We start from the raw sequence: 13,233 nt of genomic DNA on the forward strand, positions 1-13,233 counted from the left end.
TTTCTAAGGAACTTTTTACACTTTTTCATGCCAAAATTCCTATTCAACTAATTGCCCGAGTCCTTTAAGATAGAATGGAAGAAAATGGAATTTATAATGCGGAGCTGATTCTGTTGAAGGTATTAGAAGCAGATTCCTTGCTTGCAGGAATCGACGAGACGAGCACTCAATTATCTATCCTTAAAGATTAGGTAAATCAAGTTCAGGTATCCATCCAGGAGCTGGTGTCTCTTGAAGCTGCTTTTAAAGGGCAGGGTGGCCAGGCTATACGTGCATATTACCAGGAATGCCACCAGCCTTTTCTGCAATTCCTTGAATCCTGGATTGACGAGTATCAATCCTATTTAAAAAGTTTCATAGGTTCATTGCTGAATCTTGAACCCTCCCCTTCAGGATTTATCCGCCAGGAATTCCTGGAGCATGAGCTCAAACAGGGGCTGAGAAGCACCTTGCAGATTACCGCAGATCTAACACAGGAAGCAAATGAGATTATGAAGTCCGTAAGCGATATTGTTGTGCTTCCACGGCTGGAGGATGGCCGTTTTATCCAGGCATCAAAGCGAGCGGAGGATTCAAGCCGAGAAACCGTTGAGAAACTGGAGGACTTTGACCATGGGGAAACGGCTACAATGGAGCCTCTCCTGCAAGGTCTATCCTTCATGAACCATTACATCCAAAAAATGGCAGGCATTTTCCAAAGCGGTAGCTTATCTCTGGCCCAATATCAGCCTAAATCTCTCAACTGGAAGGATTTCCACGAGGAAATATCGAATTCCAATCCAGAAAGCGAGCAAAGTATTCTTCAGGATATAGCTGAAGGAGCCATTGAGGGGGCATACAAAGCTGTAGGGGATACATGGGATGGGCTGAAGTCGACCTATGAGCTGGGCCGAACCATCATGGGACCTTTCAGTCCGCTGTTTTTGGGCAGTGAATTGCTGTTTAACCGTGACCAGCTGCTCGAAAATCAAAGGAAGCATCAGAAATTTTATCTAGGAATTTTAAATAACCCCATCGGAAAAGTACGCCAGGCTCTGGATATGCCGAAATACATATGGTCCGCTGTAACCAATGCCTGGCAGAGGGATGTTGTCAATGGAGATGCTAAAAGCCGGACAGCCTTTTTCACCTATGGCCTGACAACCCTTGGAATTGGATTTCTCGGGGATAAAGGAATTGGTAAAGCCGGTACAATTGCCAAGACAGTAGGCCAGGCTACTAAGGGAGAGAAGGGACTTTCTTTTCAGACGCATGGGCCAACACCAGCAATGGTAGGAGGAGCAGCTCATGGCACAGTACCTTACAATGTACTTCATAACCCTTTGACACAGATTAAGAAGTTAACAGTTGAGGGGTACAGAGCCAAGCCTAAAGATAAAATTGAAAAAGATGATTACTTTATCGGTACATTAAAGGGGGAAAAAGTCCACTTAAAAGGCGTGAAAGTAGAAGAGATTATATATACAAAAAGACATCCAGAAGAAACTGCGTAATTAAGAAGGACCTTTAATAATTCTGTTAAGAAAAGTTTCCTTAAAACTTTTGCTAACGATCCGATAAGAGTACAATTTCTTCGAAACGCAGGTTAAATGATAATGATATTGCCAGAATGAAAGATGGCCTTAATCCAAAGGGATGGCAAGTCCATCACAATTTACCTTTAGATGATGGTGGTACCAATGATTTTACTAACTTGGTAATGATAAAAAATGATCCATATCATAAAGCAGTTACCAATGAACAAAACTCTCTAACAAGAGAATTAACTCCTACACAAAGTAAGAAGATTAATTGGCCAATGTTTGAAGATGAGGTTTACCCACCGGAACCTTTTAAATAAAGAAGGGATGAGCAGATATGGCCCAGTGGAAAGAATTATTGATTGAAATAAAAAAAATTGAAGAGAAATATGGAAGTTCACTAAGGAATCCAGTTACGGATGTAGAGATAAGCAAGTTGCAGTTGGACATTCAGGAGAAATTAGGGAATATTGAATTACCAAAGTCTTATGTAGATTTTTTGAAAACTGTAAATGGATTAGACTTTAATGGGTTGGTCATCTATGGTGTTGATGAACATCTACTTGATGACCAAGAAGTTGAAGATCTTCAGGGGTTTGTTGATACAAACGAGATTTGGTATGAAAATGAATGGCAAAAGCAATATATATTTTTGGGGGACTCTGATACAGCCTGGTACTGTTTAGACCTGCAGAAGGAAATATATCTTGAACTAGACAAACCCTCCGGAACCCTAATCCAATCATTTGATAGTTTTGATTCCATGTTAACTGAGGCTTTACAAACAACTTTATTATAACAATTTCCAAATAGATAATCTTATGAGGAGGTAAGGTGAATATTAAGAGGAAAAAGTCTTTTATGCTATGTTTTATAGTACTGTCATTTTCTGCAATGGCTATTATCTCAAACTTTAATTCACTTGAAAGCACAAAAAATGCATGTCTTGATAACAATAAGACACCAAAGACTGAATAGGACTTCTTAGCTATTAACTGGTCTGTATCTTGTGAATAATTCATATTCGTTATTTCACTAACTGTTGCTTTAACGGAAGATTAGGCTGTCTTTTGACAGCTTTTTCTTATTTCACTAACGGGGCAGGTTAGTTAAAGAAGGAATACTATCTGTTTTTGTGTAAATATTACTCTCAGAGGGTTTTGAGGAATGGTAAAAATGTGAAATTTAGGTAATATAGTCTTCTGTTATTTGGCTGGATAAGTTGTAACATTTGTAAGCACAAAGAAAATCAGACTTTTATTAAAATATCGAGGAGTAAATATGGCGGAAATATGGATTGTAGAAGAAACAATTTCAAACGAGTTTCTAGATGATTTAGGACATTATATAAGTCTGGATGGAAAATTGGATTATGCCTATTTTGTTGGTGCTGATGGGGAAAATTATGTTGATGGAAATAAAAACTTTTTACTAGAATTTTTATTACACCAAAATAGGTATCCATTATTTATTACCTTTATTGTGTATGAGGAACAAACTGAAGAATATATCACTTTTTTAAAACAGAATAATATTGATTTTAGGTTAAATATCCTTGAAGAAAAGCGAACTTATTATGATTTCTCTGGGAAACACCAATATCACCCACCTTGCTTTACAGCTAAGATTTATGATTCGGATTCTTTAGCTCTTTTAATAAATGAAACATATTGGCTTCCCGACAATTTAAAGTTCAAAGCGGAGGAAACTATTGAGTGGTTAAGAAAAAGGAAACGGTCTATTCCGACCTTCAAAATAGAAGCAGACACTAGTTTTATTACTGTTTTTCACGATGGAGCTGGCTTTTATTTATTTTCAAACGAGGAAAAATATTTTCCGCTTGATCAATTTATTGCGAACTTACCAAAAGGAACTGTCATAACGCAAATAAACGATACGTTGGTTGATGGTGACATTGAAGAAGAATAATGCCTATTAAGCTAACGGGTGCATATACCTAATATCAGCTGCCGAACCAGGCAGCTTTTTCTTATTTAACAAAAGGGGCAGTTTTCTTCAACAAGGGGTGTGTTTTTATGGTAAAATATAGGTGATTATTTAAGTAGGAAAACTGTTATTGATAACAAGGAGTTGATAAAAATTCCTAAGATTGCAATGAAACGATGTTTTGAATTAAGACTAATGGGTTTTATGATTCTCCTGGTATTTGTTATTTTTAATGGTTTAGAAGCAAAAAGTTTTATCGCATTGTTGATAACACCTTTATTCTTCATAGGAAAGCCTTGGTACAGTTATTTTAGAAAAGAACAAAAGTAAATTCGTTAAAGGTCATAGTTTCTGTTTTATAGATAACGAATAGCTTGCGTTTAAAAAGGGGTTGCTGCGGCAGCTCTTTTCTTTGTTCCACTAACGGGGCAGTTTAGCACAAGAAGGATAATGTTATATCCAGTAAAAGTAAGAATAGGTACCTCAATATTACGGAGAGAGAATTATGGGGATTAAAGCATTTAAGAAGAATATAGAAGAATATTTATATTTAGAGAACGTCTAATGACTTATGGTTATAACATATTAAATGAGCATCTCTTACATCGGGGGAGAAATTGCGGTTAGGAGGTACGCTGCGAAACCATTATAAATACATTGAAAGAATCCATACGTGGCCTTTTTTTAGGTGAAGGGTTAGTAAAAGTAAACGCTCCGAATTTTGTCGTGAACTTTGAAAGGCTCTGATAAATTCGGAAGTTTACTTCAAAGGTAAGTCCTGCACGAGAGTTATAACAAATTAAATAGGCCACTTGTAACCTATGTTTTAATATTAAAATACTCCTCCTGGCAGCTTATTTGATTAAAAAATGGTCGGGACCATTCCTCCATCCATACGGATTGGTGAGCCTTTAAATGCAGATGCATAGGGACTGCATAAGAATGCAGCTAGTCTTCCTATTTCAAACGGTCTGATAAATCGCTGTATTTCAGATTGTGGCAGATTATTCACCATGAATTGTTTTTCTTTTTCTGAGAAGGTTATGTTTTCATTTCTGTAAATACCCTCAATTATATCCTGGACATTTTCAGAAAGTGTTGGTCCCGGCATAATCGTATTGACGGTAACTTCTGATCCTTTTGTTAGTATAGACAAGCTTTTTGCCAATGATAGGAGCATTGACTTTGTCATACAATACTGAGGCATTTGTCCAGAGGGCATTACTGCTTCTTCACTTGCAATAAAGATGATGCGGCCATCATTATTCTCTAGCATTTTTGGTAGATAATGTTTACATAATCCATTTGCGGCTAATACGTTAGTTTCGAAGTATTTTTGCCATAGCTCATCTGTAACATCCTCATATTGCATGATTTCGTAAATACCTATATTGTTAACTAAAATGTCTACATTCGGGAATTTTTTTAATAATTCCTCTCTTTGTTGAACATCCACAATATCAGCTGCAGCATTTTGAGGAGAAGTTAGCGGGAATTCTGATTTGATTTCCTGTACAGTTCGTTCTACCTCCTCATAATTGCGTCCATTTATGAGAATATTAACTCCTTCTTTAGCCAATTCTTTCGCTATTGCTTTACCTATGCCTTTTGTTGAGCCTGTAACTAAAGCGGTTTTTTTCAATAATTCCATTTCCAAGATACATTTCTCCTTTATGCTGGTTATCAACTTAGTTCGTTTATAAGTGCATGTTCAGCACGCCAATTTAAAGGGGTCATACCTTCCCAGCTACGGAAGGCTCGATAAAACGAGCTCTGATCTTTATATCCAACAAGAAATGCCACTTCTTTAATATCTAGATTAGGATTAGCCAAGTACTGTCTTGACTGTTCATGACGGGCTTCCTTTAGCAACTCCTTAAAGCTGGTCTCTTCGTTAGCAAGCTGGCGCTGTAAGGTTCGTTCGCTCATGCCGAGCTCACTTGCTACATCTTGTATGTCGAGTCGTTCTCCTGTTAAATTGCGTTTCAATATCCACTTAACTATCTCCGTTATGGAGTGACTGTGGCGCTGTTCCTCTAATGTTTGCTCCAATACTGGTGTTAAGATCTCCAGTAAGTCAGCATTGTAGGAAGTAAAGGGGCGATTAAGGTCATCTCTTTGCAATGTCAGACTATTACGTTCTGCTCCAATGTGGATAGGGCAGCCAAAGTATTCTTCAAGCGTCTGTACTTGACCAAATGAATGTGTAAATTCTACTGATTTAGCTTTTATAGAATAACCGGTGCCTCGTCGTCCAAGTTCCAATAAAAACGCGAGAGTGGTCCCAACAAGTAGGGGTGGTCCCGCATGCTCCGTATCAAACCATTCCAGTTCAATTACACAATTTGTGTCTTCCTCCATAATGCGTAATTTTTCAGGAGGACACATTTCTTTGTACCGAGCCATTCTTTCAAGAGCATCCCGATAATCACGGGCATGGTAAGCTGCCAGTACAGGCGGGGGGTACTGCGTTGTTTCAAATACTGTCGGAAGTTGCAGCATTTCAACTTCCATGTCACCGATGATATCGGAATATGCTTGCCATAATGCGTAATATTGGTCAACAGTGACAACTTGTTCAGTGATTACAGTAAGCGGCATTTTTGTTTTCCGAACCAAATCATAAGCATTAATTCCAAGTTTTTTTAGCCCCGTCCAAAGTCCATCCGGTATTCTAACACGAGTATTTATAGTCATTCCTATTACACCTCTCTACCTATCAGCACATTACAGCTAACTCTGTTAACGGGATAGTTATTTCATTTTACTTATATATTGTCTTTCTGTAATTAGCAGGGAACGACAATCCATTTGCCAAAGACGCCAAGAATGAGAAATTCTATTGTAATTATAACAACTTTAATTATTGCTTAAAGCTACTCACTGAAGATATAGATGTTATTTCACTTAATGGGGCACCATTAGAGGTTATACAAAATTTAATGGGACACGAAAAAAGCGAAACAACTAGAGTCTATGCATACTTGAGTGGACATTTGAGACGTGAGTTATATAAGAAATTCTGCTGATGCAGCATTTTTTATTGAATTAATGGGGCAGATTTGTTGAAGAAGGTATTTGTAATTGAAAATTGAATAATTAGTTATATATACAGTGAGTTAATTAATATAAAGGAGAAATTAAATTGAGCGAGCTTAAACTAATTAAGACTTACAAAAACGAGCTTCAAAAATACTCTTTAGAACAGCTAAGTTATAAATCTGGAGAAACGGTCTGGTCAATTGGGCAAATGTATGACCATTTAATCCTTGTTGCCCATGAGTACCTGGATAATGTTGAAAAATGTTCCACATTATATGATGAACAGCCCCTGGGGAAAACTGAGTTTGGTGTGCATTTATTTAAGATAGGAGGGTTTCCTCCAATAAAAATTAAATTACCGGTTGAACTAAATGCTCCACCTAATAATTCAGATAGCAATGACGATCTTATCAGAAGAATGGAACAAGTAATTCTAAGGTTAAGTCAATGGGAATCGAAAGTGGATAATATAAACCCAAATTATAAAGTAGAGCATGGAGGGTTCGGGTGGCTGAATGCAAGGGAATGGTATGATTTAGTTGGTATGCATTTTCGCCATCACTTGCGCCAAAAAGATGAGTTAGAACAAAGGCTTGTTAAATGACGGGTGTGCAGGTTGAGGATAGGATGGTTTTGGCTAGCCTGTCTTCTTATTCAAGAAACGGGTGCAAGAGTTGAAGATCCAATAGGATCCAGCTCTTTTTTCGTATTCAGCTAAAGGGCACATTAGTTGATTTAATTATATATAAGTTTTGCCTTGACCTAGTTTTCAGTCGATCTATACTTAGATTGCTGATGGAAAAATATGGGGAGTTGATTAGTTTGGATACTAAACATTTCTTAGACCAAATAACTATACTTTTTAAAGAAGAACTTAGGGATAATTTGTTAGGGATTTATTTACATGGATCTCTAGCAATGGGTTGTTTTAATCCCCATAAAAGTGATATCGATTTCTTAGTCGTTGTAAATGAAAATCTAACACGAGTAAATAATTCTAGGATTGCAAAATTAGCTTTATCCTTACATGATGAAATGTCTAATGAGCGTGGAATAGAGTTCACTATTATCTTAGAAACTTACCTAAAAAAGTTTGTTTATCCAACTCCTTTTGAGTTTCATTACTCTGATAATCACAGGGAGAAATATCGCACAGATGAGAATTATCTTTGCGGGGGATTTGAAGATGAAGATTTAGCTTCACAAATAGTTGTTGCCTATGAGAGAGGAATAACACTGTATGGAAAACCATTAAGTGAACTTTATGAACCAATCGATAGTCAATATTACCTTGCCTCCATTCTACATGATGTGGAGGGAGCTGCAGAGGAGATTATTAGCAATCCACCTGCGTACCTGACTCCTATGTACTTAACCTTAAATCTCTGTCGCGTTCTTTATTTTATTAAAGAAGGTAAGATATCTTCAAAGCGAGAAGGCGGGGAATGGGGAATAAATAATCTGCCTCATAAATACCAGCAGTTGGTTGAACATTGTCTAAATGAATATAACGGAGAAACAGTTAGTAGTGAAGTTGTTTCCCGAGTTTTTTATGAATTTATTGAATTCATGATTAAAGAAATAAAGCAGGACATCTTATTTAGCTAACGATTTCCATTGCTTAATAAAATTCTATGAAAATAGTATATTTAAAAGTTTTCAGGCGAATACTGTAAGTAATAGAACGATCGGGGAGTTGTTCATTATGCTTGTATCTGAAGCCTGGAATCTATATAAAGCAGATAAACAAATTCAGGGGTATTCTTCTCAAACCTTAAAGGTATATAAAGTGCAAATGTCCTTATTGATCAAATACTTTGGAGATATTAAAATTACTGATATTACAACAGAATCTATTAAACTATATCTTGGAGAAGTGGCAGCTGAGTTAAAAACTTCTAGTCTCTGCCATCGGATACGTTTTATAAAATCGTTATTTAAATGGGCTCAAGAAGAGAAGTATGTTTCGATTAACCCGGTATCTACCATTAAAGAACCCAAGCCGGAGAGTAGAATTCCTAAGTTTTTAACAGAAGAGGAGATTGAATTACTTCGTGAAGCCTGTGATACTACATTTAAGAAAGCGTTATTTGAGTTTATGTATTCAACCGGTTGTAGGATTGGAGAGGTCGTAAACCTAGATAAGCATTCCATTAACTTTGCAGAACAGTCTGTTATCGTTTTTGGAAAAGGTAAAAAAGAAAGAGAAGCGTATTTTAACACTAGATGTAGTATCTGGTTAAAAAGATATTTGGAAGATAGGACAGATGATCAACAGGCTCTGTTCGTAACGATTGGAGCACCACATCGAATGAGTGTTGCACAGATGAGATATGTAATTAAAAAAATTTCTAACAGAGCGGGAATAAATAAATGCATTCATCCACATCAACTTCGGCATAGTTATGCAACAACACTTATTAATAATGGAGCACCTTTAGAGGTCATACAGAATTTGATGGGACACGAAAAGAGCGAAACCACCAGAGTATACGCTTATCTAAGTGGACATTTGAGACGTGAGCTATATAAGAAATTCTTTTAGGTGCTGCTTGATGCAGCATTTTTTATAGTGCTAAAGGGGCAGGTTACTTGAACAAAGAGCTAGTAATATGGAATTATTAGAAGAATAATCTTTGAATAAATAAATTATTAGATATGGGGGATGAAACATTGCAGATTCGTGAAATTGAAGAAAAAGACAATCAAACAATAGAGCAAATTATTAAACGCTCATTGGAATCATTTAACTTAAACATTCCAGGAACAGCCTATTTTGACCCCCAACTGAGCAGTCTAGCACAATTTTACAAGCAACAATCAAATGCAAAGTATTGGGTTGCAGTGAATGAACAAGATGAAGTGGTAGGCGGTGTGGGTATTGCACCATTTGGACAGAACACGGGGATTTGCGAGTTGCAAAAGCTATATATTACACCCGAAGCTCAAGGTATGGGTCTGTCGAAGGAGCTGATGAAAGTAGCACTCGACTTCGCCAAGGAACACTATACACACTGTTACTTAGAAACATTGAAGAAACTCCGAGCAGCTAATCTCCTTTACATCAAATTAGGTTTCCAACAACTTGAAAGAGCACTAGATGGTTCAGAGCATAATGCTATGGACGCTTGGTATATAAAAGAATTATCGTAAAGGAGGGTATAAGATAAGAAATAAGACAATTAAATTCTACTGATGCTGATAAGTAAAATTTAGTAGAGATTGTGATGATATATATTTAAACAAACGGGTGCATTACTTAAAGAACGGCTGCCATTACAGCCGTTCTTTTTATTCAACTATAGGGGCAGTTTAGTTTAATAAGGGAAATAGTTTATGTAGATAGAAAAGAAGGCTGCTGAAATAGCATAAAGGGTTCCGTTTTAGGGTGCATAATCTATAAATGTCAATAGAAATGTCCTGTGAATTGGTACAGGACATTTTGCAGTAATTGAACAAACCCGTGGTATTGCACGCAACATTAGCCAACTCTTGAAGGAGTTCTTAATAGAGAGTCGTTTCATTAAAACGGGGCATGTTAGTTGAGGCTTAAGAGGCATTATTATCTCTTAAGCATCTGGAATCATTGTAATAGCAACTGTTCGAACTGCAGTATCTTCTGCATTATTTTCACTTGTATTATGGTAGTACTTATTAATTAATTCATTTAATTCATTTTGGAATTGCTTGAATTTTTCATCATCTAACTCTAACGCGGCTAAAGAAAAAGTAGCACTATCCTCTGAATTGTTTTGCTCTTCTAATTTTTTAAGATAACTTTGATATTGATACAAAAGAGATAATTGGTAGTAAGTAACATAATCAAGTTTCTGCTGTTGCGATGCTTTTTTCCATTCCTCCGCATCGATTTTAGCCTCATCTTCTTTTAAAACATAATATTTTTCAGAAACTGATTTCACTTTTTTTTCTTTAATAACGTGAATAATTCCAGAATCCATCATAATTTGTAATTGTCTATATAGAGTTGCTTGAGGTACATCTTTAATGATTTTGACCATTTCTAAAGGTGTTAATCCATTTTCTTTATTTCTCATTAATGATTGGCAAATTTTCATTCTAACGGGATGCATTAAAACATCAACTTTATTGACCATAATATCCCCTCTTATTCATCCAATTTTTCATTCCTATTATAAATAATGAGAATAGTTATTGCAATCATCCAGCTTTTGAATTATCATTATCGATAATGATAATGAATGTTAGTTATGCAGAGTTAAATCTCTTAAAGATATTGATTTTTTAGCTTTTCTCTAAGGGCGTTAATCTGAGACTATTACTTTTATGAGAGGGGATAAGAAAATGATAAAAAGAATAGGATTGATATTAACAGTTAGTATTATTATGTTTTTGACTGTTTTTGGACTAAGTACAAAACTTAGTTTTGCAGCGGAAATAAAGAAAATTAACGGGGAAACACCTTCGGGTATTCCATTGAATGAGATGGAAGAAAAGATAGATCAATATGTATCGCAGTATTTAGACAAAACAACACCAGGGGCTGCAATTGCAGTTGTGAAAGATGGTCAAATTATTCTCTCAAAAGGCTATGGATATGCGGATGTTGAAAAGCAAATTTCAGTTGATCCATCAAAGACAGTTTTTGAATGGGCATCCATAAGTAAATTATTCACTTGGACATCTGCAATGCAATTAGTTGAACAAGGTAAACTTGATTTAGATGAGGATATTAAAACGTATCTGCCTTCTGACTTTGCAAAAAAACTTAATTTCCAACAAACTGTTACAATGAGAGATCTTATGAATCATGCTGCTGGATTTGGAGACTACGCCTTTGATACAATTGCTTTTTCAAAGGAAGGATTATTCCCTCTTGAAGAAGCATTACTACTTGATAAATCTAAACAGTATTATAAAGTGGGAACAGCTAGTTCGTATAGTAACTTTGGAGCATCTCTTGCTGGTTATGTAGTGGAATGTATAAGTAAACAGCCATTTCATGATTATGAACGGGAACATTTATTTAATGTACTTGAGATGAATAATACAACGGGAAATACAACATTTGATGATAATAAAAAACTTTTAGAAACAAAAGCAAAGGGATATTTACCAAATCCAGAAGGAGGTTTCCTTCTTGGTAATTGGTCATATGTTTCTCATTATCCGGCAGGTTCTATAAACGGTACGGTAGAAGATTTGGCAAAATATGCAATTGCAATAACTCCTGAAAAAGGTCAAAAGTCACCACTATTTGATAATTCAGTTACATTAGAAACTATGTTTTCACCAAGTTACAGTTTAGATGGAGAAATGGTTGGAACGGCACATGGTTTTTTTGAATATTTGGGAGAATACCGTACTATTGGTCATGGAGGTAATACTGCAGCATTTTCAAGTCAATTTGCGATAGTACCTGAAGAAAGATTTGGAATTGTAATCCTTACAAATGCAAGTGCTGAAATGGACATTCTATTTGGAGTACAAGAATTGTTAATTGGTAAAAAGCATAAAGAGAGTAAAGTTCCTTATCAAAAACTACCTTCTTCAAATGAAGTAGATGGAAAATATGTTCCATTTCAACGGCAAGAGGGAAATTTTTTAGAATTTGCAAATTATCAAAATTTATATACAGTTAGTGCAACGAACAAAAATGAAATCACAATGAGTTTAGGGCAATATAAAGGTACTTATGTACAGACGAAACCATATTATTATGAACTTGTTAAAGAAAATTTCCCTATTTTTAGAAATGCGTATCCCATTTTAAAATTCAAAATGGAAGAAGGCAAAGTGAAACAGATAATTGTAGGACATGGTATGGATTTATCTGAACTACCACCTGATAGATCAATCCCAGTTTTAATTGCTAGTGTTTTAGTATTATTAAGTACAACTCTATATTTCTTAATTGCACCACTGATTTTACTCTTTCTTAAATTTAAAAATAGAAAGAAACAATTAGAATTAGAAGATAAAAGATTTAATTTCTACTATTCAATATTAATATTATGTGGTACAATGACTGTTTTTAACAATCTAATATGTATTACTAGAATTATGATGAATAAATTCCGTACTTTTGCGGAGGTCAACCCTCATCTTTTACTGAATTATCCTTTACTCGTATGTACAGTTATTGCAGCCTTCTTCTCTATCAAATATATGAGAAAAATAGTAAGTTCTAAAAAACGTAAAGTATTTTATATTCTTACACTTACTTTGTTAACTTTATTATTTGCATTATTAATAGGATGGAATTTCTTTATTGTTGTATAAATAATTATCTAACTATGATTGTCAGTGTTGTTGAACAATTTTATATGGAAAATCATGAGTGAAGAATGGAAGAACCCACAAATTGGTGAAGTAAATCAAATATTATAGTTCCGAGATTTTTATTAAAAAAGTTAACAGCACTTTATATAATTATCTTGTTCAGCTAACGGGTGCTTATGTTCAAGATCAGCTGCTAATCAGGCAGCTTTTTTCTTTTTAAACTATAGGGGCAGGTTAGTGTGAAAGAGGGAGTTTTCAAAAACAGGAATTCTTTTAGTGATACAGAATATTTCTTATGAATAAACTGTGAGTTCGGGGGTAGTACATGGTTATTAAAAGTGGGTGGCCGGGAGAAATCCTGGCTTTTTTTAGTTAAATGAATCTCTATCTTATGTTTCCAAAATTTTTATTTAAATTTAACTTTTCTTTGAGTATAATTATTTAAATTACTCATAAAGGATGG

Annotated in this window: 11 protein-coding genes and 2 pseudogenes; 10 read left to right on the forward strand and 3 right to left on the reverse strand. The window is 35.3% G+C overall.

Annotation, left to right across the window (positions count from 1 at the left end; genetic code table 11):
- Positions 1-206 precede the first annotated feature (206 nt).
- The 4 genes and pseudogenes from QUF73_20525 (at position 207) to QUF73_20540 (ending at position 3,449) form a co-directional block, all read left to right on the forward strand.
- Positions 207-1,493: pseudogene (locus tag QUF73_20525) on the forward strand (LXG domain-containing protein).
- A gap of 116 nt (positions 1,494-1,609) precedes the next feature.
- Complete coding sequence (locus QUF73_20530; protein MDM5228515.1) at positions 1,610-1,840, forward strand: HNH endonuclease signature motif containing protein; 231 nt, start codon at positions 1,610-1,612, stop codon at positions 1,838-1,840.
- Positions 1,841-1,857: 17 nt separating this feature from the next.
- Positions 1,858-2,319, forward strand: a complete 462-nt coding sequence (locus QUF73_20535) for a YrhA family protein (GenBank protein MDM5228516.1) — start codon at positions 1,858-1,860, stop codon at positions 2,317-2,319.
- A gap of 482 nt (positions 2,320-2,801) precedes the next feature.
- Positions 2,802-3,449 carry a hypothetical protein gene (locus tag QUF73_20540; GenBank protein ID MDM5228517.1) on the forward strand — a complete coding sequence of 216 codons (648 nt, stop codon included), beginning with the start codon at positions 2,802-2,804 and terminating at the stop codon, positions 3,447-3,449.
- 880 nt (positions 3,450-4,329) lie between these two features.
- Here the strand turns inward: QUF73_20540 and QUF73_20545 are convergent.
- Together QUF73_20545 and QUF73_20550 are read right to left on the reverse strand one after the other, a co-directional pair.
- Positions 4,330-5,124, reverse strand: coding sequence for an SDR family oxidoreductase (locus tag QUF73_20545; protein ID MDM5228518.1), 795 nt, complete (start codon positions 5,122-5,124; stop codon positions 4,330-4,332).
- A 26-nt stretch (positions 5,125-5,150) separates the two neighbouring features.
- A complete protein-coding gene (locus tag QUF73_20550; GenBank protein ID MDM5228519.1) occupies positions 5,151-6,164 on the reverse strand; it encodes a helix-turn-helix domain-containing protein in 1,014 nt (337 codons plus the stop codon).
- A 212-nt stretch (positions 6,165-6,376) separates the two neighbouring features.
- Here QUF73_20550 and QUF73_20555 point away from each other — a divergent pair.
- The 5 genes and pseudogenes from QUF73_20555 to QUF73_20575 all read left to right on the forward strand — a co-directional run bounded on the left by QUF73_20555 (position 6,377) and on the right by QUF73_20575 (position 9,662).
- Positions 6,377-6,496 (forward strand): annotated as a pseudogene (locus QUF73_20555) (integrase).
- Positions 6,497-6,612: 116 nt separating this feature from the next.
- Positions 6,613-7,113: a DinB family protein gene (locus tag QUF73_20560; GenBank protein ID MDM5228520.1), complete on the forward strand. Its 501-nt coding sequence runs from the start codon at positions 6,613-6,615 to the stop codon at positions 7,111-7,113.
- A gap of 218 nt (positions 7,114-7,331) precedes the next feature.
- A complete protein-coding gene (locus QUF73_20565) occupies positions 7,332-8,117 on the forward strand; it encodes a DUF4111 domain-containing protein (GenBank protein MDM5228521.1) in 786 nt (261 codons plus the stop codon).
- Between the two features lie 97 nt (positions 8,118-8,214).
- Positions 8,215-9,054 carry a tyrosine-type recombinase/integrase gene (locus tag QUF73_20570; GenBank protein ID MDM5228522.1) on the forward strand — a complete coding sequence of 280 codons (840 nt, stop codon included), beginning with the start codon at positions 8,215-8,217 and terminating at the stop codon, positions 9,052-9,054.
- 128 nt (positions 9,055-9,182) lie between these two features.
- On the forward strand, positions 9,183-9,662 hold the full coding sequence (locus QUF73_20575) for a GNAT family N-acetyltransferase (protein MDM5228523.1): 480 nt from the start codon (positions 9,183-9,185) through the stop codon (positions 9,660-9,662).
- A 416-nt stretch (positions 9,663-10,078) separates the two neighbouring features.
- Here the strand turns inward: QUF73_20575 and QUF73_20580 are convergent, their stop codons facing one another.
- Complete coding sequence (locus tag QUF73_20580) at positions 10,079-10,624, reverse strand: helix-turn-helix domain-containing protein (GenBank protein ID MDM5228524.1); 546 nt, start codon at positions 10,622-10,624, stop codon at positions 10,079-10,081.
- Between the two features lie 208 nt (positions 10,625-10,832).
- On the opposite strand from QUF73_20580, the gene QUF73_20585 reads away from it, so the two are divergent.
- Positions 10,833-12,770, forward strand: a complete 1,938-nt coding sequence (locus QUF73_20585; GenBank protein ID MDM5228525.1) for a serine hydrolase domain-containing protein — start codon at positions 10,833-10,835, stop codon at positions 12,768-12,770.
- Positions 12,771-13,233: the final 463 nt, after the last annotated feature.

It is taken from the genome of Cytobacillus sp. NJ13, assembly GCA_030348385.1.
Classification (GTDB): Bacteria; Bacillota; Bacilli; order Bacillales; family Cytobacillaceae; genus Cytobacillus.